Source organism: Aquella oligotrophica, from assembly GCF_002892535.1.
Classification (GTDB): Bacteria; Pseudomonadota; Gammaproteobacteria; order Burkholderiales; family UBA11063; genus Aquella; species Aquella oligotrophica.
Genome location: NZ_CP024847.1, coordinates 1,643,125 through 1,666,265, shown reverse-complemented (window position 1 = coordinate 1,666,265; position 23,141 = coordinate 1,643,125). Strand labels below are relative to the sequence as shown.

At 34.1% G+C, this 23,141-nt stretch carries 21 protein-coding genes; 16 read left to right on the top strand and 5 right to left on the bottom strand.

All coding sequences use genetic code 11. The features are described 5' to 3' along the window. The first annotated feature begins 17 nt into the window (after nt 1–17). The 5 genes from hemB to CUN60_RS07655 all read left to right on the top strand — a co-directional run bounded on the left by hemB (nt 18) and on the right by CUN60_RS07655 (nt 5,912). Nucleotides 18–1,019, top strand: coding sequence for a porphobilinogen synthase (gene hemB / locus CUN60_RS07675; RefSeq protein ID WP_102951476.1), 1,002 nt, complete (start codon nt 18–20; stop codon nt 1,017–1,019). Nucleotides 1,020–1,028: 9 nt separating this feature from the next. After that, the gene (locus CUN60_RS07670) at nt 1,029–4,340 is read left to right on the top strand and encodes an NAD-glutamate dehydrogenase domain-containing protein (RefSeq protein ID WP_102951475.1); all 3,312 of its coding nucleotides are present in this window, start codon (nt 1,029–1,031) and stop codon (nt 4,338–4,340) included. Nucleotides 4,341–4,389: 49 nt separating this feature from the next. Further along, nucleotides 4,390–5,031 (top strand): 4'-phosphopantetheinyl transferase family protein, encoded by a 642-nt coding sequence (locus tag CUN60_RS07665; protein ID WP_102951474.1) that lies wholly within the window; start codon nt 4,390–4,392, stop codon nt 5,029–5,031. A gap of 107 nt (nt 5,032–5,138) precedes the next feature. Then, on the top strand, nt 5,139–5,687 hold the full coding sequence (locus tag CUN60_RS07660) for a DUF2975 domain-containing protein (protein WP_158649347.1): 549 nt from the start codon (nt 5,139–5,141) through the stop codon (nt 5,685–5,687). Between the two features lie 9 nt (nt 5,688–5,696). Then, nucleotides 5,697–5,912, top strand: a complete 216-nt coding sequence (locus tag CUN60_RS07655; RefSeq protein ID WP_102951472.1) for a helix-turn-helix domain-containing protein — start codon at nt 5,697–5,699, stop codon at nt 5,910–5,912. Between the two features lie 24 nt (nt 5,913–5,936). Here the strand turns inward: CUN60_RS07655 and CUN60_RS07650 are convergent, their stop codons facing one another. From CUN60_RS07650 to tsaD, 4 genes are all read right to left on the bottom strand, one after another. After that, on the bottom strand, nt 5,937–7,259 hold the full coding sequence (locus CUN60_RS07650) for a glycosyltransferase family 4 protein (protein ID WP_245866339.1): 1,323 nt from the start codon (nt 7,257–7,259) through the stop codon (nt 5,937–5,939). Between the two features lie 307 nt (nt 7,260–7,566). Beyond that, the gene (locus CUN60_RS07640; RefSeq protein WP_102951471.1) at nt 7,567–8,469 is read right to left on the bottom strand and encodes a VOC family protein; all 903 of its coding nucleotides are present in this window, start codon (nt 8,467–8,469) and stop codon (nt 7,567–7,569) included. Between the two features lie 45 nt (nt 8,470–8,514). Then, a complete protein-coding gene (locus CUN60_RS07635) occupies nt 8,515–9,198 on the bottom strand; it encodes a thiamine diphosphokinase (RefSeq protein ID WP_102951470.1) in 684 nt (227 codons plus the stop codon). A 14-nt stretch (nt 9,199–9,212) separates the two neighbouring features. Beyond that, entirely contained in the window at nt 9,213–10,241 is a 1,029-nt protein-coding gene (tsaD, locus tag CUN60_RS07630) for a tRNA (adenosine(37)-N6)-threonylcarbamoyltransferase complex transferase subunit TsaD (RefSeq protein ID WP_102951469.1), read from the bottom strand. A 274-nt stretch (nt 10,242–10,515) separates the two neighbouring features. Here tsaD and lepB point away from each other — a divergent pair, with 274 nt between their 5' ends. The 11 genes from lepB (at nt 10,516) to CUN60_RS07580 (ending at nt 21,142) form a co-directional block, all read left to right on the top strand. Continuing rightward, nucleotides 10,516–11,490, top strand: a complete 975-nt coding sequence (lepB, locus tag CUN60_RS07625; RefSeq protein ID WP_222593235.1) for a signal peptidase I — start codon at nt 10,516–10,518, stop codon at nt 11,488–11,490. Next, nucleotides 11,490–12,173: a ribonuclease III gene (rnc, locus tag CUN60_RS07620; protein ID WP_102951468.1), complete on the top strand. Its 684-nt coding sequence runs from the start codon at nt 11,490–11,492 to the stop codon at nt 12,171–12,173. Before lepB ends, rnc begins: the two co-directional genes overlap by 1 nt. Beyond that, a complete protein-coding gene (era, locus tag CUN60_RS07615) occupies nt 12,166–13,044 on the top strand; it encodes a GTPase Era (RefSeq protein ID WP_102951467.1) in 879 nt (292 codons plus the stop codon). The genes rnc and era overlap by 8 nt, the downstream gene beginning before the upstream one ends. After that, nucleotides 13,045–13,767: a glycosyltransferase family 2 protein gene (locus tag CUN60_RS07610; RefSeq protein ID WP_102951466.1), complete on the top strand. Its 723-nt coding sequence runs from the start codon at nt 13,045–13,047 to the stop codon at nt 13,765–13,767. It begins immediately after the preceding gene. 197 nt (nt 13,768–13,964) lie between these two features. Beyond that, nucleotides 13,965–14,177, top strand: a complete 213-nt coding sequence (locus tag CUN60_RS07605; protein WP_102951465.1) for a hypothetical protein — start codon at nt 13,965–13,967, stop codon at nt 14,175–14,177. Nucleotides 14,178–14,201: 24 nt separating this feature from the next. Beyond that, on the top strand, nt 14,202–15,158 hold the full coding sequence (locus CUN60_RS07600; RefSeq protein WP_222593234.1) for a glycosyltransferase family 2 protein: 957 nt from the start codon (nt 14,202–14,204) through the stop codon (nt 15,156–15,158). Continuing rightward, nucleotides 15,155–15,313 (top strand): hypothetical protein, encoded by a 159-nt coding sequence (locus tag CUN60_RS12950; protein ID WP_158649346.1) that lies wholly within the window; start codon nt 15,155–15,157, stop codon nt 15,311–15,313. Before CUN60_RS07600 ends, CUN60_RS12950 begins: the two co-directional genes overlap by 4 nt. Then, nucleotides 15,280–15,903 carry a class I SAM-dependent methyltransferase gene (locus CUN60_RS07595; RefSeq protein WP_102951464.1) on the top strand — a complete coding sequence of 208 codons (624 nt, stop codon included), beginning with the start codon at nt 15,280–15,282 and terminating at the stop codon, nt 15,901–15,903. Before CUN60_RS12950 ends, CUN60_RS07595 begins: the two co-directional genes overlap by 34 nt. Beyond that, the gene (locus CUN60_RS07590; protein WP_102951463.1) at nt 15,893–17,563 is read left to right on the top strand and encodes a DUF6311 domain-containing protein; all 1,671 of its coding nucleotides are present in this window, start codon (nt 15,893–15,895) and stop codon (nt 17,561–17,563) included. The genes CUN60_RS07595 and CUN60_RS07590 overlap by 11 nt, the downstream gene beginning before the upstream one ends. A gap of 2 nt (nt 17,564–17,565) precedes the next feature. After that, entirely contained in the window at nt 17,566–19,308 is a 1,743-nt protein-coding gene (locus CUN60_RS07585; RefSeq protein WP_158649345.1) for a phospholipid carrier-dependent glycosyltransferase, read from the top strand. 4 nt (nt 19,309–19,312) lie between these two features. Beyond that, on the top strand, nt 19,313–21,142 hold the full coding sequence (locus CUN60_RS07580; protein WP_102951461.1) for a phospholipid carrier-dependent glycosyltransferase: 1,830 nt from the start codon (nt 19,313–19,315) through the stop codon (nt 21,140–21,142). A gap of 201 nt (nt 21,143–21,343) precedes the next feature. On the opposite strand, the gene CUN60_RS07575 is transcribed toward CUN60_RS07580, so the two are convergent. Next, nucleotides 21,344–22,903 (bottom strand): PglL family O-oligosaccharyltransferase, encoded by a 1,560-nt coding sequence (locus CUN60_RS07575; protein WP_158649344.1) that lies wholly within the window; start codon nt 22,901–22,903, stop codon nt 21,344–21,346. Nucleotides 22,904–23,141: the final 238 nt, after the last annotated feature.

Below are 23,141 nucleotides of genomic sequence, written 5' to 3'. Positions count from 1 at the left end.
TTAGTTGAATAAATTTTATGAACCTAAATCTTGTTTATCCAAATACTAGATTGAGACGCAATCGACAGTCTCAATTTATCCGTAATTTAACCCAAGAAAATTGGGTATCTGCCAATGATTTGATTTATCCCGTATTTATTCTTGAAGGTGAGGCTCGTGAGGAGCCGATCCTATCTATGTCTGGACAAAGTCGCATTAGTATTGATTTATTATTGAGGCTTGTTGAGAAAACAGCTATTCTAGGTATACAGGGAATTGCATTATTTCCGGTTATAGAAGCTGGTAAAGATAATCTTGCTACCGAGAGTTATAATCCAGATGGTCTTATTCCGCGAGCAATCAGAGCTATAAAATCACGCTTTCCTGAAATTGGTGTTTTTAGCGATGTTGCACTTGATCCATATACCATTCATGGACAGGATGGCATTATTGATGATAAAGGTTATGTGCTTAACGATGTGACCAATGAAGTACTTGTCAAACAAGCGCTTTCCCATGCTGAAGCAGGCGCTGATTTTGTTTGTCCTTCAGACATGATGGATGGACGGATTGGATTAATCCGAACTGCTCTAGAAAAAAATGGATTTCATAATACTGGGATTATGGCCTATTCTGCCAAGTACGCTTCCAAATTCTACGGTCCATTCCGTGATGCGGTTGGTTCTGGTACTAATTTGGGTAAAGCAGATAAATTTAGTTATCAGATGCACCCAGCAAATGGTAATGAAGCATTAAGAGAGGTTTCACTGGATATTACCGAGGGGGCTGATATCGTTATGGTAAAACCGGGGATGCCATATCTCGATATTTTATATCGGGTAAAACAGGAATTTAAAATGCCGACTGCGGTTTATCATGTAAGTGGAGAGTATGCAATGCTAAAAGCTGCCGCAGAAAAAGGCTGGCTTGACTACAATGCAACTTTACTTGAGTCAATGCTTGGCTTCAAACGGGCAGGGGCTGATATTATCTGGACTTATGCGGCTTTTGATGTGATTAATTATTTACGAACTTTATAAGGAACAAATATGAATAACATGTTGGAACAATTGAAGCAGAATTTGAGTGCTGAGGTATATGCCAAATGTGCTACCGCACTACCTGAAGAGTATTTGCTAAAGTATAAGTTGGACGAGATAATTACTGATTGTAATTTGATGGCAGGTCTTACCCTAGATAATGATTATGCGATTACGATTACAGATGGAGAATCTACGGCGGATAATATTTGGCAAATTAAATTATTGCGTCTTAATGATAACGTAAGCCTCTCGCGTGGGTTACCAATTATTGAAAATTTTGGTTTTAAACTACTTGATGAAAAGCCATTTAAAGTTAGTGTTGGCAATAATGATCATGTTTATATTTGTGATTTTGGGGTTGAAGTTCTTGATGGGCTTGAAGGTAAAATTAAAGATGTGGCATTGATTGAAAAACTGAAGGCTGCAATTGTTGCTGCATTTAAGCGGAATGTCGAAAGCGATAGTCTGAATAAATTGGTATTGTATTGTGGACTAAATGCTCGGCAGGCATCGTTAATTCGTGCAATTGTTAAATATTTGATACAGTCTAATCTACCATTTTCAGCTACTTATATTAGTGATTGTCTAAAAAAATACTCATTTACTAGTCGTAATTTATTTAATCTTTTTGAAGCCAAATTTTGCCCAGAGCATCATTCAGCGGCAAAAGCTGGAGAATATCAGCAGATAATTCAGACTGAGCTGGATAAAGTTGAAAATCTGGCAGAAGACCAGATTTTAAAGGCAGCGTATTCTGTTATTAATGCAATGCTCCGTACCAATTTTTATCAGACTTTGGATGATGGTAGCCATAAGCCATATATATCTTTCAAACTAGAGTCGGCTAAGGTTTTGAACTTGCCTAAACCGTATCCTCTTTATGAGATATTTGTGTATTCAATTCGTTTTGAGGCAGTTCATCTTCGTGGCGGTAAAGTTGCTCGTGGAGGTTTACGCTGGTCTGATCGGAAAGAGGATTTCCGTACCGAGGTATTAGGTCTTGTAAAAGCTCAAATGGTTAAAAATTCGGTAATTGTACCCACCGGGTCCAAAGGTGGTTTTGTTTGTAAAAAACTTCCAGATCCTAGAGAGCGTGATGCTTATATGGCAGAAGGGGTTAGCTGCTATAAACAGTTTATCTCTGGATTACTTGATATTACCGATAACCTAGTAAGTGGGCAAATTATTCATCCAAAACAGGTTATTCGTCATGATGGTGATGATCCATATCTGGTAGTTGCTGCGGACAAGGGAACTGCTACATTTTCTGACTATGCTAATGAAATGTCTCTCAAATATGGCTTCTGGCTTGGTGATGCGTTTGCATCTGGTGGTTCAGCTGGTTATGATCACAAAAAAATGGGGATTACGGCTAAAGGTGCATGGGAATCGGTTAAACGTCATTTCCGTCATTTGGGGCTAAATACTCAGACTCAGGAGTTTACGGTAATCGGTATCGGTGACTTAATGGGGGATGTGTTTGGTAATGGGATGCTATTATCCGAGCATATTAAACTGATTGCGGCATTTAATCATATGCATATTTTCCTTGATCCAAATCCAGATACTAAGGTAAGTTATCAAGAACGGTTAAGAATGTTTAATTTACCACGTTCAAGCTGGGAAGACTACGATACAAGTACAATTTCTCAAGGTGGTGGTATTTATTTACGTTCAAGTAAAACTATTCCACTTTCTCAAGAAGTTAGAGCATGGTTACAAGTTGATGCAGAAGAGTTGCCTCCAACTGAATTAATTAATCTGATTCTTAAAGCTAAGGCAGATTTATTATATAACGGTGGGATTGGAACCTATATTAAAGCTGAAAGCCAGTCAAATGAAGAAGTTAAAGATAAGGCAAATGATGCACTGCGTGTAAATGGTAAAGAGTTACAGGTGAAAGTAGTTGGTGAAGGTGGTAATCTTGGTGCTACTCAGCTGGGACGGATTGAATTTGCCCAAAATGGTGGTAATATTTATACCGATGCTATTGATAATTCCGCTGGTGTTGACTGTTCTGATCATGAAGTGAATATTAAAATTCTCTTTTCTGCTATTATGCAACAAACTGGAATGTCGGTTGAAGAAAGAAATAAAATCCTTGAATCAATGACGGACGATGTTTCTCAATTGGTGCTCCGCGATAATTATTTACAAACCTTGGTGCTTCGGACTGCTGTTTCCCGTGCGCGTTACACACTACCAAACCATCAAGTGTTTATGCGTAAACTGGAAAAAGCTGGTGAATTAGATCGTAAGATTGAGTTCTTGCCAAATGATCTTGAAATCAGTGAGCGTATGGCTGATAATACTGGGCTTACTATGCCCGAAATGTCAGTGCTACTAGCTTATTCAAAAATGATACTAGACCGTGATATTTTGAAATCTAGTCTAGTAACAGATAGTGATTTTAATGAACTATTGATAAGCTACTTCCCACGTCATTTGCAAGAAAATTATAAGGATTTTATCCTTAGCCATTATCTACGTAAGGAAATTATTGCTAATCAGCTGGCTAATCTGATAGTAAATCGGGCTGGAATAACATTTATTTCACGTTTTAGTGATGAGTTTAATGTTCCTCTTGAGACTATTGTTAAAGCATGGTGGGTTGCATATAATCTTCTTGATGCTTCACGATTATATAGTCATATCGAGAGTCTTGATAACAAGGTTGCGGCTGAAGTTCAAATCAAGCTATTTATCGGTGTTGAAAAAGCAGTTGAGCGTTTGTGCCGTTGGATACTTGGTTATGTAAAAGATCTTACTAGTGCTGCAGAAATTATTCAGAAATTCAAGCCACATACAATTGTACTTGAAGAGCGGATTGCTCATCTGATCCGTAATGAAGAATATCCTGATGTTCGCGATGAAGAAGCTGCATATATTGCTAGCAATGTACCTGTTGACTTGGCAAAATTAATTTCTCGGGTTGGCTTTTTACCTCAGATCATGGATGTTGTTATACTTGCAACTGAGTATAAACTTGATTATGAACTTGTTGCTGCTAATTATTTTGCTGCTGGACGATTATTACAAATTGACTGGTTACGTAAGAATGTCCAATTATTACCACGTGAGAATAAATGGCAATCATTAGCACGGAGTGCCTTATTTGCTGATGTTTCTAAATTATATCGTTCTACTATGGAGCTAGCAATTAAAAATCATAATGGTAGTACTACTGCGTGGATAGAAGCTAGTACTGATAAAATGGCGAGTATCAATGCTATTCTGGATGAACTACAAAGTTACCGGGTTCTTGATCTGGCAATGTTATCTGCGGTGATTCGTGAATTTCTAAATATTATCGGATAATTTTTCAGTTAACAGGTCTGGGTTCCAGACCTGTTTTTTTATTCTATCTATGAAAATTAAGCCTGATTTATCTACTATCAAAGTGCTTTTGATAAAACTTCCGCATGATTTTAATTATGCTTCCTATTTTAAAGTCTTTAGCTTACTTAACTGGAGTAAAATAAATTCTTTTTTGCAGAAGAAAGATCAGTTGCGAGCCTTTGTGTCTGAACTTTTACAAAAATATTGGTTAGCAAGTATTCTTGCAATTAATCCAGAAAAACTAGAAATTAGTTTTACTAAAGATATGAAACCATATATTAGTCAGCCAGAAAATATTTCTAAAACTATCAGCTTTAATGTTTCGCATAGCGGCGAATATGTAGCGCTTGCTGTTTCATTTGATAGTGAGATAAGTATTGGTATAGATATAGAGTTTATTCAGAGTGATTTTCCAATTCTGGAAGCTAAATCATTGGTGTTTTCTGAGTCTGAACAAGTGCTAATCGGTTCTTCAGTGAGTGAGTTCTTTAAACTTTGGACGAAAAAAGAAGCACTAATAAAAGCTATTGGTTATGGTTTTAATCATGAATGTTTTCAGGCAACAAATTTAAATTTGGATGATGTCGAAGTGAAAGAGAATTATAGAATAGTTACTCATAAAATTGAAAATTATTTTCTTTCTATTTGCTTGACTTTTACTAAGTTGTAATTTCGATTTGAATTAATAATTTATTGTAAATCAATAAATATTTATTGATTTATGCGGGTTGGTGTGCTAAACTAATGTTCTTCGTTATCTATTTTAAGGACAGATCAATGTACACAAAGCTAGCAACAATCAGTAAACGAGTACAATTAATTTTAAAAATAATATTCATCCTTCTACTATTTTTTATAAGTTATAGTTGGTTATTTCCACAAAGTTCATTCAGCCATGCTGTTTTGGGTCCAAGTTTAGGGGGCTATGCAACGGAATCGCAAATTGATCAATTTCAGCTTAATAATCAACTTATTGGCTTTACTGGCTCATTCCTTGGCTTGTTACCATTATTCATTGGGTTACGCTGGCTGATAAAGCTATTTACCAACTATGCTAGGGGAGAAATTTTTACAGTTATAAATGTTAAATCCTATAGCCGGTTGGGGTATCTATGCCTTCTGAGTGCATTACTTTTTCAGCCATTGAGTCAGATGATTTTAGCTATTGCTGTTTCGATAAATTATCCAAAGGGTCATCGCTTTATTGCTTTTAGTTTTGATAATACTAATCTTACGGCGATTATTGTTGGTATCTGCTTAATAGTGATCGCGTATGTTATGCAAATTGGACATGAGTTGCAAGAAGAACAGAAACTAACGGTTTAGGTAATAAAAATGGCAATAATAATAGAACTAGACGTAATGCTTGCAAGACGCAAAATGAAGTTGCAGGATTTGGCACAACATGTTGGGATAACAATCCAAAATTTATCAATATTAAAGACAGGTAAGGCAAAAGCAGTACGTCTTGAAACCCTTAATGAAATATGTAAAGCACTTGACTGTCAGCCAGGTGATATTTTACGCTATGAGGCAGATAATAGTGAGTAAGCTTCTTTATTTAGAATGATTTCTTTAGTTACTTGCCTTATCAAGGAATCTGGTTGCTAATATCCGATAATCATGATTCCTTAATACATAATCATGACCATTTTTCGCCATCCTCTCACGATTTTCAGCTTTCAGATTTTTCATGTTCTGGATTGCACTTGATATTTCATTTATGTCTTCGGCAGCAACCGATAAGCCACAGCGCGCCTCATCAACCAGATCATTACCAGCAGTAACCGAATGGATGATTGGTTTTTGTGCCAACATATAATCAAAAAGTTTATTCGGACAAATTCCAAAACGATAGATTGGAAGTTTATTCCAACCGATATATAATGCATCACAGGTAGACAAGAAATCTGGAATCTGTAATTTATTGATTGCTGGTAAAATAGTAATATTTTCAATCAACTCTGTTTTAATTCTTGCTTGTAAATGTTCTTTTTTCGGACCATCACCAATCATTACAATATGAATTGATTTATCATTGATTAATTTAGCGGCATCCAGGAGAAAATCAAGCGCGTTCGCTTCACCCATTCCACCAGCGTAGCCAATGATAAATTTATTCTCAATATGCTTTAACCGGCTCAATTCATTTTGATGTTCATTCGGCATCTTCTTAGTAGCGTTTAACCAGTCACTAACGGCAACTCCATTAGAGATATAGATAAATTTATCTTTATCCATACCGTGATCCTGCATATATTTATCGGCTTTTGGCAACAGACTCACAACTTTATCCGCATTTTTATAGCCGTAGTTCTCAGCCCACTGCATCGCCATGATAAATGGATGCCATTTCGACATCCCACCTACTTCCATCGGGGTTAAAGGCCAGAGATCATGTACCTCATAAACAAATTTTGCCTGATGTTTTTTAGCAATCTCTTTAGCCAACAGGGTATCAAACGGATAAGTAGATGAAGCAATTACCAAATCTGGCTTATGATTGGCAATAATATTATCTTTAAGATTCCAGACTTTACGCAGAAAAGCAAAAATATTAATTACTCGCTTGATACCATTTTCACCATAAGGAGGAGTCTTACACCAAAAATAGCGGATACCATCAACCATTTCTTCAAGATAATCCAGATCAGCATTTAGCTCAATATTTTTTTGCCGAATATGTGAATAGTTACTGGCAACGATAGTTACATTATGTCCCTGCTTAACCCATTCCCGTGCCAGATAATATGGACGGTACTCCATTCCATGATAGATTGAGCCTGCATAATGATTGATATATAATATATTCATTTTTTGTTTAATACCCTTGTTAAACGGAAATTGCCAAATATTCTCTGAACTGATTTGAATTGGATAAGCTAGGCATTTTAGCATGGATACAATCCTTCACTTTTAATAAACATATCTATGCTAAAATTGCTGGAATTTATTCCAAAGGAGTTACTAATCTATGCGTTATCTGATAGCTTTTTTCTGTCCATGGATTGCTTTTTTTACAATTGGTAAAGTCTTTCAGTGAGTTCTATGTTTATTTTTACAAATTACTTTAATTGGTTGGATTCCCGCTGTGATCTGGTCTTTTTTTTCCGTTTCTGATTATTACCGAAAAAAAGATAATGATCGTGTTATTGAAGCCATTAACGCAAATAGAAGAAATTAGCAATACCTAAAAAAACTTTTTTTAGTGCCCTTCATATGCTTTTTTCAGGGCACTGATGTCCATCTTTTTCATGGGGAGGAATGCTTTTGTAATCTGGTTAATTTGTTCCTGAGTCCCATTTTTCATCATTTCATTCATTATCGTTGGAACTATCTGCCATGATATTCCATATTTATCTTTTACCCATCCACACTGTTCTGCCTCAGATACGGCAGATAGCTTTTGCCAGTAATAGTCAATCTCTTCCTGAGTTTCACATAAAATTACTAATGATATTGCTTCATTAAAGCTAAAATCATGTTTTAATGAACTATCCATTGCTGCAAATTCCTGTCCTTCAATATTATATGAAGTAAACATGACGGAGCCTTCTTTCTCTAGTTCCATAGCAGCTGGGTAATAGGCTATAGTATTGCGAAATGAGTTTTTAAAAATTGACAGATAAAAGTCGGTGGCTTCTTCAGCCTTACCTGCTACATTACCAACAAACATTAATGACGGAGTTATAAATGGCTTGTTTTCTCCTGATTTATTTAGAATTAGCTGCCATGAAACGCCGTATTTATCTTCTACCCAGCCATAGTAGTTGCTAAATGGATATTTCTGTAGGGGCATCATTATTTTTCCATTTTTTGCAAGAGTTTCCCACAAGCGGTTCATTTCTTTAATTGTATAATCAAGATTGTTATCATCAAAATTTAACATAAATGAAATTGATGGATTTACTTTAAAATAAGGTCCGGCACTAATTGCCATAAAAGAGTATCCAGAAATATTGAAGTTGACAATGTCACAATTTCCAGATGGAGTATCATGAAGAGTTGTTATCTGATTGATTTCTGATTGCGGAAATACTGATACATAAAATTCTGCGGCTTCTTTTGCTTCTTTATCAAACCAAAGATGTGGTACTATTTTTTGCATGAGGGGTTTTCCTTGAATTTATTAAGCATTATTTAGCTAAGTTTGTTAACTGATTTTTATTTCATATGCACGATAAAGAATAACATTATCTGTTGTATCAATGGTAATCTGGTTACCAGATGCTTGGTTTAGAGTGCCAGAGTATAGATGCTTAAAGCAGAAATTAGCCAACGGCCATTTTAGTTCTGGGCAGCTAATTTGAGTGGTACTTTTCAGACTAAATAATGAGATCTGCTGACCTGCAACTACATTAAAAATAGAGATGCCACTTTGGCAAATATTAAAAATTCCGTAATCGCTAACCATCGCTATGCTATCATGTTTTCTGCCAAATTCAAATAATAACCCAAAATTGGCAATACTATGATCTTCTCTTAAACCATTGGCAGCAAATATAATAATTGTGGATTCAGGGAAATTATCGCAAGCGTGGTTAAATGCCTTAGTTAAGTCATTTGAGTTTTGATCTGCGATGTATATATATGGATTTTTGACTATTTTGTCTGAAATCTCATTGGCAGAATCGCCATCACCAATTACATAATCAGCAATAATTTTGCTTTTTGTGAGATTGTGAATTGCCCCATCGCAAGCAATGATAGCTCTGCTTTTTCTTAGTAAGCTAATAATTTCTGCCTTCTCCGGAAACTGGCCATTAGCGACTATTGCAATATGATTTTCATAGTTAGGTAAGAAGTATTCGAGATCTATAGCGGTTTGATTTCTCATTTGATGTTCCCAGACTAATTCTGAATTTGCAAACTACTTAAATCCCAGCGCGGATTAACCGAAAAGCTATAGCCAGACTGGCGATCTTTAAAGCGGTAATAACCCGCAAGGGCAATCATAGCACCATTGTCAGTACATAAATCCAGTGGTGGATAAACAATCCGGTAGTCATGTCGTTTGGCATAATCATTAAGCTTGTTTCTTAATGTCAGATTGGCACTAACTCCGCCACAGACAACCAACTGCTTTATTCCGGTCTCTTTTATAGCCATCATTGATTTTTTTACAAGTACATCAGTAATAGCTTCTTCAATTGATTTGGCTATATCTGCTAGTACTTGGCCTTCAATACTAATCTGTTGTTTTTCAAGATTCTGGATAAGTGTTAGCACAGCTGTTTTTAATCCTGAAAAGCTCATAGTGAGATTGCCACTATTAAGCATTGGGCGTGGTAACGGATAGGATTCTTTTCCATGCCTAGCTAGTTCTGCAATATACCGTCCCCCTGGATAGGGAAGCCCAAGCATTTTGGCTGTTTTGTCAAATGCTTCTCCTGATGCATCATCAAGGGTGTCGCCCAAAATATGATAACTGCCAATTTTTTCTACCGCAATAATTTGGCTATGCCCACCAGAGACAAGTAAGGCAACAAATGGTGGTGCTAAATTTTTATCAGCAAGTATTGGCGAAAGAATATGTCCCTCGAGATGATGAACTGGAATTAATGGGATTTTATTAGCAAAAGCAATGCTATTGGCTACAGTTGCTCCGATTAATAATGCGCCATTTAGACCTGGTCCTGCGGTAAAAGCAATAGCGTCAATCTCGTTCAAAGTTTTTTTGGCATTTATGAGCGCTTCATCGATAAGTGGGATGATTTTTCTTAGATGGTCACGAGAGGCTAATTCTGGGACAACTCCACCATATTGCCGATGAAGATCAATCTGTGAGTACAGTGTGTTGGCAAGGAGTCCATTTTCACTATCATAAATTGCAACCCCAGTCTCATCACATGAGCTTTCAATGCCAAGTATTAGTGTCATAAATTAAATTTCCATATAGCAAACATTATCTGTGATTTTACCATACTAGATATATTCTCAAGATGTCGTTAATAATATTTTATCCCGGATTTACTCTCAATGGTTAAGTGTGGTAGGTGGTAGTATTTGGAGAAAATTTCATCCAATTATGTTTTTTCGGAAGTGCTCAGCGAAAATGGCGACTTTTGTTGATAAAATGAAGTAATGTATAAGGCTAACAGATATGATAAAATAAAAGCTTTGTGTAAAATTAGATTTAATTGACAAGGATAATATGGAAGCACAAGGTTTATCAAAGTGGTTTTATCTCGGTATAGTGGGAATAGTGATCGGTGCAGTGATGATTTATCGGGCGCATGGAAATAATAAAAGTAAGGCTATGGAAAATGGCTATCTCCTGTTTATCCTTGGGTGGGTAGGAGTAATTTCTGAGTTTACTGATTTTGCAACTGTTTTGCTAGTGTTTATTGTAGTAAGTGGTATTGTTTTAATTTTAGATAAATTCAAATGGTCTAAAGCTCGTGGACATGGCGATGCAAAACCGCATTATGTACACTACTCGCGAGAATTCTTTCCGGTTGTCCTTGCTGTATGGGTATTACGCGCCTTTCTTTTTGAAGCCTACCAAATTCCTAGTAGTTCGATGCGACCTGATTTGACGGTCGGTGATTTTATCTTGGTTAGTAAATTTGATTACGGTATCAGAATGCCTATTAGCAACCAGACAGTTATTCCGGTTCATGAAGTAGCTCGTGGTGATATCGTTGTATTTCAGGATCAGAATGTCAGAAATCGTGATTTAATCAAACGGGTAGTTGGTTTGCCAGGGGATACTTTAGAATATAAAAATAAACATTTGATCATAAATGGCAAGCCATTAGATTATACCAGCGACGGATCATATGATTATAGCGAGCAGGGTGAGAATGGTCCGATGATAATTCATAATGAGCGCCAAATTGAGGATTTACTTGGTGTTAAACATCCAATTATTATTTGGGATCGTCTGCCGCCAGTTGTGCTTGAGATGGTACAAGATTTTCCGGGTAAAGAAAATTGTTCATATAATAATGATGGATTTATTTGTAAAGTTCCTGCTGGGCAGTACTTTATGATGGGGGATAACCGTGATAATAGTCTCGATAGCCGCTATTGGGGATTTGTTCCTGATAAATCAATACTGGGTAAGGCAATTTATGTCTGGATGAATTTTAAAGATCTGTCAAGAATAGGAACTAAGATTCAATAATGCCAAATTTTTTAGATTTACAAGAAAACCTTGGGTATGAATTTCACGATATATCTTTGCTGCGTCAGGCAATAACTCATCGAAGTTATGCCAAAAATAATAATGAACGACTTGAGTTTTTGGGCGATGGGATTCTCGACTGCCTGATTGCGCTAAATCTATACTTGCTATTTCCTAACCTGTCTGAAGGCGAATTATCAAAAATGCGTTCAGCATTGGTTAATCAAGATGGGCTGGTTGAGATTGCCGAGCAGCTAAATATTGGGCGATATATATTTCTTGGTGATGGTGAAATAAAAAGTGGTGGTCGCGAGCGTCCTTCGATACTTGCTGATTGTCTTGAAGCCATAATTGCGGCGATATTTCTTGATGGTGGCTTTAATAAAGCTAGAGAAGTTGTCGAACGTCTATTTTACTACCCACTTCGTGAACAGCAGTATGGTAAAACCAAGGATTATAAAACTCAACTTCAAGAGTATTTGCAGGCACGCCGCTACAAACTGCCTGAGTATAAAATTGTAGATATGCGCGGACCAGAGCACGATATGATATTTCTCGTTGAGTGTGAAATTAATGAGCTGCAACTAAAGGCGGTAGGGTCTGGTAAGGGCAAAAAACAGGCTAGTCAGATAGCTGCATATAATATCCTTAATCTATTAAATAGTAGTGAGACAAATGATTAAAACCTATTGCGGTTTTGTGGCAATTATTGGGCGTCCAAATGTTGGTAAATCAACCTTGATGAACCATCTGATCGGGCAAAAAATTAGTATTACTTCACGTAAGCCGCAAACTACCCGGCACAAGGTTACCGGAGTATATACTGCAGAAGATAGTCAGTATATTTTTGTTGATACGCCGGGATTTCAGAATAAGTATTTGACCAAATTAAATCAGGCTCTTAATCAAAGCGTGGTAAATAGTTTATCCAATGTTGATGCAATTGTTCTTGTTGTTGAAGCCGGTATTTTTAATAGCGCGGATGAAGAGGTTCTCAAACTTTTACCCGTTAATGCCAATGTTATTTTGTGTATCAATAAAAATGATTTACTGAAGAATAAAGACGAACTAAATAGTTTTACTAATAGCATTGCTAATAAATATCCATTTAAGAGTGTTATTGCGGTTGCAGCCAAGCATCATAATGGTATGGAGGAGCTACTTATAGCAATTAAGCCCCATTTGCCAGAAAGTGTATTTTTATATCCAGAAGAGCAGCTGACAGATAAAAGCAGTAAATTCCTTGCAAGTGAGATTATCCGTGAGAAGCTTTTTCGCTATCTAGGTGAGGAGTTACCTTATAGTTTGATGGTTGATATTGATAAGTTCGAAGAAACACCAACTGTAACTAAAGTTTATGCTACCATCATTGTTGATAAGGATAACCAGAAACCAATTATAATTGGTAAGGGTGGTGAAAAACTAAAAAAAATATCTACCGAATCTCGGCTTGATATGGAAAAATTATTTGATACTAAAATTCATCTTGAAGTCTGGGTTAAGGTAAAAACTGGTTTTGCTGACGATGTTCGCTTTCTGAAGCAGTTTGAATAAATGATTTCCGTTGTCATTCTTACTAAAAATAGTGCGACATATTTGGAACGTTGTCTGAATGTGTTAAATAAATTTCCTGAGGTTGTTATCGTCGATAATGGCTCAACTGATCCAACTATGGCTATTGCTGCCCGATATCCTAATGTAAAAATATATGAGCGTGAGTTTTGTGGCTTTGGTCCACTAAAAAATATCGGTGCTGACTTGGCTTGTAATGATTGGGTTTTATTTGTTGATAGTGACGAAGTATTACATCCAAATCTAGCTGACTATATCCTTAGTTTAACTTTAGATAATAGTAAGGTTTATCAGTTTTATCGCAAAAATTATTATGATAATCTGTTAATAGACGGTTGTAGTTGGGATAATGATTATGTTACCCGTTTATTTAATCGTAAGGTTACGCGGTTTAATGAAAATCAGGTACATGAAAGTATTATTATCAAAGGGTTAACCGTCGAAAAGGTTGCACCAGCATCAGATAACTTCATTTATCATTTTCCATATAATAATACCTCTCAATTAATGGCAAAACTTGAACATTATGCGAATTTGTACGCGGCTAATAATTATGGTAAAAAATCCGTGAAACTATGGATGATTCCATTAAAAACAATTGCGGCTTTTCTCAAAAATTACCTGCTAAAAAAAGGCTTTAGGTATGGCTATGAAGGGTTTTTGATTAGCTCCTATAATACTATGGGGTACTGGTTAAATATCTGAAGCTATATGAGTTAAGTCGTAAGAAAAATCTGGCTATTGCGTTACTGATAGATCATAAAGATATAGACATCGATGCTACTATCAAGTCAATTAACTCTCAAAAATATTTACCGACTAGGGTAATCTTTCTTGTTTCTAATGCAATATTAGATCCGTTACGGGCTAAATTAGAGCAGGCATTTCATGAAAAACTAATAGTGCCCGCTACAATTATTGGCTATGATGAAACTCAAAATAGTCAGATGGTACTTAAAAACTATCTCACTGAATATCCTGAGTCTGCCGGGGTAATTTTATACACAAATTGGATGCTACCAGAGAATGATAAGGTTATTTATTTATCTAGAACTAGTCTTCTCGAAAATGGTTTTATCAAGACCAACGATGCTGAATTTATCCAAAATAATTAATTTGATCTAAATATGATGAGTCCTATGAAGAAACTTCTAAGCATAATAATTCCGGTTAAAAATGAGAGTGATTCACTTGAGATCTTATTTCAACGCCTAACTAAGATTATTGATAACAGCCCTAATGTAGATTATGAGTATATTATCATTAATGATGGTAGTACTGATGATACACTGGATAAATTGCTTGAATATCAGAAAGCTAACTCACATATTCAAATGACAATTATTGATTTATCACGTAATTTTGGCAAAGAAGCGGCATTATATGCTGGTTTTGAATATGCCAATGGTGATTGTGCAGTTAGTATTGATGCAGATTTACAGGATCCGCCAGAACTTATTCCTGAGATGTTGGAGTGTTGGTTTCAGGGCTATGAAGTTGTTACGGCGGTACATGAATATCGCGAGACCGATACATTCCTAAAAAGAAAAACTGCAGGTTTATTTTATAAATCAATTAATAAAATAAGTGAAGTTAAGCTTACTCCAAATGCTGGTGATTTTCGTCTGCTTGATCGTGCTGCGATAAATGCTTTTTTGACTTTAGGCGAAAAGGTTCGCTTTAATAAAGGATTATTTTCTTGGATAGGTTTTAAAGAAAAGCTTATTTATCATAAACGAGAAGTTAGACAAGCTGGGGTTAGTAAATGGAATTATTTTAAATTATTCAAATTTGCTATCGATGGCATTACCAGTTTTAGCAAATCACCACTAGAAATTTGGTTTTATCTAGGTATGGGCATTGCAATTTCAGGTTTTTTATATGGTGTATTTATTATTCTTTATAAGATTCTTTCTGGGATTGATGTTCCTGGCTACGCTTCATTGTTGGTATTTGTACTGTTTTTTAGTGGTCTACAAATGATTGGAATTGGCATTTTAGGAAAGTATATTGGACGGATTTTTATAGAGTCGAAGCGACGCCCTATTTTTATTGCTAGAAAAATATATATTAATGAGGGTGCTGCGGATAAATGAATCAGGAACATTTTCATGATATGTTTGCTATGGAAGAAACGCATTTCTGGTTTAGGGCACGACGTGAAATTATTGCCAGCGTGATGGATAGCCAGAATCTACTTGATTCAAAGTTAGAGGTATTAGAGATTGGCTCTGGTACGGGGGGAATCTAGTTTATTTTAGGCAATTTTTTTCAGATATTTGTGGCTCTGAGATCAGTGTGGATGCAATTAATTATGCCCGGCAGAAAATAAAAGATATACGCCTTGAACAAGGTTCATTACCTAATGATATTCCTTTTGGTGACAAACAATTTGATCTTGTCTTACTGTTTGACGTGCTAGAACATGTAGAACACGATCAAGAGGCCTTGGATGCTATATATAAAAGGCTTAAACCAGGTGGGAATTTGGTAATTACTGTCCCAGCTTATCAATTCTTATACGGTGCCTATGATAAGTTTTTATTTCACTTTCGGCGCTATAATTACTCACAATTATCAAAGTTACTGAAAAATTCAGGATTTTTAACTAAATTTCACTCTTACTTCAATTTTTGGTTATTCCCATTGGTTTTAGTTTCACGATTGGTTGAGAAGGTTTTAAATAAAACAGCTAAATATGCGATTCAGGGAAAAAATGATTCATTTTTAAATTCACTTTTTTACCGGATTATGCGGAGTGAAAAATCCATTCTTTCAAGAAAGATTAGCCTACCTTTTGGCTCATCTTTAATTTGTATTGCAAAGAAAAATGCTAATTAATTCTAAAGTAAAACCTGTTGCTATTGAGTTGTTGTGGTTATTTACTGCCTTTGTTTTTGGTAGTTTGTTAGCAGTTAATATTGCTGGTGATTTGATTTTTAATCCTCGTCTATTTAATTTTATGACTGCTGATATGCTGGTACATTTTATTGGCTGGGACTTTTATCGCCATGATAACTGGAGCTGGCCACTTACTTATACCAGTAGCCTAATGTATCCCGTCGGTACTACTATGGTCTATACCGATTCGATTCCACTCTTTGTGATTATTCTGAAGCTATTCCGTAACTATTTGCCAGAACCTTTTGTCTGGCATGGAGCTTGGGCAATTATCAATAATATGCTAATGTTTTATTCTGGTAGTTTGCTATTTAGAGTATTACGTAAGGATACGCTATTAGCCTTTATTGGTGGCTTATTTATGCTTCTAGCTTCACCAATGCTATTTCGCTTTTACTTTCATTTTTCATTAGCTAGCCAGTGGTTGCTGGTTTTTAATTTTATACTGTTACTAAAACCACAGATTAATTATAAAGCTGATATTTGTTGGCAATCACTATTACTATTCGTTGCTTGCGGAATACATCCGTATATCGCATTTATGAATATGGGGTTAGCTTTTGCATTAGTCTATCGATTAAGCATTCAGTATTATCTAAATCGTCAAACTCGTTTATGCTGGTATAGTTTGATTACTAGTTTAGCCATTTTTATGGTTGTTTTTATTACTAGTGCCTATTTCTTTGGCTGGTTTTTTGGTAAAACTCAGGGTGAGGCATATGGTTTTGGAGTATATAGCGCCAACGTACTTAGTTTGATTAATCCACAATTTGGTTCTGTATTGTTAAAGCCGCTAAAAGTAGGCGACGGACAATATGAGGGGTTTGCCTATCTTGGTATCGGCATCATACTGCCGCTGCTATTTCTGCTAGTGTTTAGGTTTAGATCCTTTATTCTAGCAAAAATTAAACTGAGCAATTTGGGGTTATTTATTGTACTGGCAGTATTTACGCTAATAGCTTTCTCCAATATTTTACAAATTGGTAGTATTTCAATTAATTTACCGTATAGTGGGCATATCTTTTCTATTTTTCGTGCGTCTGGTCGCTTTATCTGGATGCTATATTACTTTGTTGTGATTATAACCATCCTAGTTATTTATGATAGTTGTGCCAATAAAAAAATTGCTGGGCTAATATTAATTTTACTGCTTGGCTTACAGTATGCTGATACCAAACCATTACTCAATGGAATTGCGCAAACACATTCATCTGGAAAACCGTTAAATATCTGGAATGCTGATTTAAAATCAGACTTCTGGTACAAACTTAAACAAAATGGGATAAAACATATGGTGATTATCTCCAATAATCCACAAGATGTTGATTACTTGCAACAATGGTGGGGAGATCAGAATAATTTTCCGGTAATTTATAAATTTGCACTACTGGCAGCTTTAAATGGTATCACAATCAATAATATGCATTTGGCTAGAAGTAGCGTTGAAAATGAAGCTGCAATCGGCACACAGTCATTAAGATTTGAACAGACTCAGTTAGAGAAGGATACTTTATATATAATTGCACCAAATATAAATATTCCAAAGCAAATAAATTGTAATAAGATTGATAATTACAATGTTTGTAATAAACTGAGATGATTATGGGCTATATTAAATCAATAAGCAGTAACAAAAAACATTCTTTATTTAATTGGATGGATTATATTGTTATATTAATTTTAATGTCCTTTTTTACTGGTGTTTCTTTAATAAATTTTGGTGATAGATTTAAGCAGGGACATTGGTTTGGTGATATGGAGAGTAAAACTTTAACGGTTACTTTGGCTAAACCGCAGTTAGTTCAGCAAATTAGTCTTTATTTTGGTTTATCTAATGGGGTAATTGATATTCAGGCAGATGGTGATAATGGACAAAAGTATTCATTGGGGAGAATAGATAGTTCATCGGTAAAAGTTCCATTAGTGTTTCGTTGGATAAATGTTAGTTTTAGTCCATTGAAGTTAAGCAGAATAAGAGTTATTGTTAGTAAGCCTGTTGTAGAGCTAAAACAGATTGCAATTTATGATAAAAATAATACATATGTAAGAAACCTACAATTAAATTCATTTCCTAATGATAAAAGAGATTTTTTTACTAATTTTATTTCTGTTAAAAGGCCAGTGGTTGATGAAAATCAGAATTGGCTTACCTCAGCTAGCTGGGATGAGGTTTATTATTCGACCACAGCATTTCAATTAATTAATATGTTACCCCCATATAATACAGCTCATCCTCCGCTTGGCATGCTATTAATCGGTGTTGGAATTTTACTTTTTGGCATGTGTCCATTTGGCTGGCGCTTTATTCCTTTGCTAAGCGGTATTTTACTTATCCCATTAATATATTATTTTGCCAGAATCCTGTTTAATCGTAGATGTGCCATTTTTGCTTCATTATTATTCTGCCTTGACTTTATGCACTACGGTATCTCAAAGATTGCGACTATTGAGTCATTAGTAACATTTTTTTTGCTTCTTGAATACATTTTTTTATACAAATATCTTCTGGATGTAAAAAATAGGAAGCAAGTTAAGCTAATAAATGGTAATTTATTCTTAACAAGTTTATTCTTGGGGTTTGCCATAGCCACAAAATGGTCAGGGTGTTTTTCTATTGTTCCTTTATTACTAATTATATCATATTGTGAGATCTGTCTTTCACAGAATGTTTTAATTAAAAAAGCAGGAAAATTATGTGCCAGTTTAGCTATGGTTTTATCAATTATAATAATTATTTACCTAGCTTCCTATTTACCCCAATATTTTGTTAGTCCAAGTCTGAATTTTTTGAAGTTCGTTTATAATATTCAAAAAGATATTCTTGTTTATCATCTTCATGAAGCCTTTCAAGCGCATCTTTATGCTTCGAAATGGTGGAGTTGGACATTTAATTATCGACCTTATACTATCTATAGTTATTCAATTGGTAATAATGCTTCAGTAATTACTTTGATGGGAAACCCAGCTATCTGGTTTTTTGCTATTATTGCTTGTTTAATAATAGTCATGATGATTTGTAAACAAATAGATAAAAGTAAAATCTCATTGATATTTATTTTACTGATATTTCTTTCACAATATCTACCTTATGCATTTATCTCAAGAACTAGTTTTATCTATTATTTTTATTCAGCTACTCCTTTTCTTTGTATAATCATAGCAAGGGTTTTAGATGAAATTTTGTTAAGTGGTGGTCGATTGGCTAAATATACAGTACGAATCTACTTATTTGTGGTAATCTTGTTATTTTTACTATTTTTTCCTATATTGTCAGCAACTCAGATACCAGTTGAATATGTTAAAAATTATTTAATGTGGTATCCAAATTGGAATTTTATAAATTGAAATTATGAATATTATTTCCATATTACAAATATTTTTACTATTAGCAGTATTGATAGGTGGAGTTATTTATATAATAAGCATAATTGAGAAGAATTATGCCTTTGATAAAGATAAGAGAATCCAAAGTAAATTAAATTATAAAGATATAATACTAATTCTTATTTTATGCCTTTCATATGCAGGGGTTAGTTATATGGGCTTAGGCAATACAACTAAAAGAGATGGCGGTTGGATAGGCAATTATAAAGGGAAATATCTGGAGTTTAAATTTAATGAGCCAGTAAGATTAAAGAATATTTACTATTATACGGGATTTTCAAACCACGACATAAAAATAACTGGAACTACTAGTCTGGGACACGAAGTAATTTTAAAACCTGTAGCACCAGAATCAGAATTTAAGACACTACTTTTTGCTTGGCGATCAGTTAATGTTCCCGAAAGTATCGGATTAATCAATAGTGTAAAAATGATTGTAGAATCTCCAGTATTTAATTTAAATCAAATTGCTTTTTTTGATCAACATAATAATTATCTGCTAAATTTTGGATTAACTGGTAATGTTGATTTGAAATATGATAATCTTCAAAATATTGTTACTCTTAACTTTGATAATAAGTTACCCAAATTAATTCGGGAAGGAGTAATCTGGGACGAATTATATTACGCCGTAACTGGTTATCAAATTACTAGAGGTATTAATTCATTATTTGTTAGAGAACATCCACCACTGGCAATGAATCTTATTGCCTTAGCAATAAAATCTTTTGATATGTCTCCATTTGTTTGGCGTTTACTATCCTATTTAGCTGGGGTAATTCTAGTCTTAATTGTATACATATTCGCCAAAGAATTATTTCTTTCTCGAATGCTGGCATTTATTTCGGGGCTATTAATCTGTCTTGACTTTATGCACTTTGTATTTACCAGAATCGCAGCTATAGAATCCATTCTGATAATCTTTTCTACTTGGAGTTTATTTCTATTATATAAATATTTCATCTATATGCAGAGAAAAAATCAATATTATGCTTATAAATATTTATTATCTGCTAGTATTATTTTAGGTTTAGCGGTTTCTACCAAATGGTCGGCTTTATTTGAGTTAGCTATTTTTTTGATAGTGATTTTACACTGTGAGATGTTTATTAATAAAAATGATTATAAACCAAGACAACAGACTTTATTAATGATTATTATATTAATATTTCTTATCCCTATTACCATTTATTTTCTTAGTTATATACCTGAGCTTATAATAGGCCATGAAAAAAATTTTTTAGATTATGTGTTGCGTCAGCAACTATATATGTGGAGGTTCCAAAACCATGATATATTAACAATAATACATAACTTTTATGCCTCTCCATGGTGGAGTTGGCCGATTGATATGAAGCCCTTTGCTATTTATCGGGATAATGACATACAGAGTAAAACATCAACTGTTTTTGTCCTTATGGGAAATCCAGCCATCTGGTGGTTTGGCGCTATAGCTGAATGTTTATTAATATTTCATAGCATAACCAAACGAGATACACAAAGTTTCTTTATTGTTTTATGCTCTTTATTACTATTTATTCCATATTCTTTATTCAGTCGTGAAACTTATATTTATTATTATTATTTTGTTACTCCTTTTTTAATATTGGCAATAATAAAATTAATGGTAATTTTTTCTCAATATTCGCGTAAATTAACATATTTCTTTTTTTTACTTTTTCTATTGTATTCAATAGGGCTTTTTATTTTATTTTATCCAGTTTTAGTTGGAAATACAGTTCCACGTTCATATATTTATACTTATTTGCACTGGTTCCATAGTTGGATTTTCTAGTGCTACTTCTTAATACACATATACCCTTTGTAATAAAAGAATGTGATTAATTAGTTTACCGATTAATCCCTCCGGGTCTAATTCCCCGCGGCTTGCCACTTTAAGGCAGTAATTATCAGTGGAGAAGGGCGGCTTGAAGAGAAAATTTGCCGTAATACTCCGTTGCTTGCGGCGGAGATAGGCAAATTTAGTTCGCTGGATTTATTCTTTTTCAAGTTTTTTCCAATCTTGAGTATATTTGAGAAGTGTAGATTGCAATTCCGGGTTACCATTTGATAAACCAATTAGTGCATTTGTAAGATCAGATTCAAACTTATGATAATGATTATAGATGGTAAATATTAATTGTTTTGCTGCATCAGAATTACCTTTTAATTGTTCCATTACTGCCAGCTTGAGTCCAAAATTTGCGAATGGAGTGTAAGCATAAACTTTTTTTGTGGTTTCGTAGCTAAGATCAAATAGTTGCTTATTGCTTTGATTATAAATATAAAAGTTTAACTTTTGTGCCATATCCAGATCAGAGTAGTAACTCCATAAAGGGTTATAGCCAATGCTATATTTGTTTAATATATTATTATATTGATTATTATTACTTTTATCAGGTTTTTTAAATTGTGCCAGTATATAATAATTTTGATACCCTATATATACTTGCCAAATCACAATAATGCTGATCAAAATAGTAGTTACTTTAAAATAGCCGATAGGTATCTGTTTAATATTTGTATTATCAACCAAACCACATGTAAAAATAAAACAGAAAAAGAATGGCAGATAAAATAAAGGATATTCAGTTTGTGAATGAATTAGTGAGCAGATAATTATTCCAGCAGGAAGAATTTGCTGCTCAGGTGGTAGTTTTCTTATTTGGTTTAGGATATTGATTACGAACGTTAGAAATAATAGGCATCCACAAAGTCCGGTTGTTGCCAGTAATTGGATAAAAATATTATGACTATTATTTGGTAATGCTAGCTGTGGTAGGGATGCATTGTTATTTATGAATATATACTGTGGATAATTATACCATCCAATACCAAGTATTGGATGGTGAAGAAACATTTGGAATCCTTGCTTCCACATAAACAGGCGTTGACTATCACTGGCTAATTTGATCTGATGCTTAGATTCAGAAACTAAGATATTATTAATGCTTGTTGTCAGGCGATTACTTGCATTACTACTTGATTCATTATTACTGCTTTTTTGCTCTGTAACTGCCATCTGTGGGCTAGCATAATAGGCAAAGTTTAAATAACCTTTTGTTGCAACAAAAGTAGTCATACAAAGTATAATTAGATGTAACAAAACTACTCTAGCATAATATAAGGATTTTTTATAGTATAAGATTATACTATAGATAAATAGAAAGATAAGAAATAAAAATATCAGTCGCGAAAAAGTTAGTGCTATAAATATGGATATAATTAATGCATTAAACCATAGAAAAAAAGTAAACAATTTACTTCTTTTTTGCCATAGTAGAATATTTGCAAATAATCCCCAAGTTAATAATTCTGCTAGATTATTAGTTTGATAAATGCCTCCCACAATCCTGCTATCTGAGCCGATTAATAAATTATAAAAAATATTAGCACTTTGGGTTAAATCATAACTATAAAAAATATGATGCAAATATAGTGTAACTTTATTAAGTTGTAGCGCTGTTATGGTTATTTGTAAATAAGAGTTAGCTAAAATAATTCCAGAAATATATTTAACTGTTTTAATTTTGATTGCACTATCTAGATTATGCATTATTAATATAAGGATAATTGCTAAAATAAAAGTGCATATACCTATATACGTAAGGCTATTATATATATTATTAGTGAATACTAGCTGTATAGATAATAGCAAAATAAAGCAAAAAATTAACAAGCCTGAAGAGTTTATAGATAACTGTTTTTTTTTAATAAGAAATAAAAATGAAATGGATAATAAGATAGCAGAGAAAATAGAATTTAAGTCTCGGTAGAGAAAAAATCCAATTAGG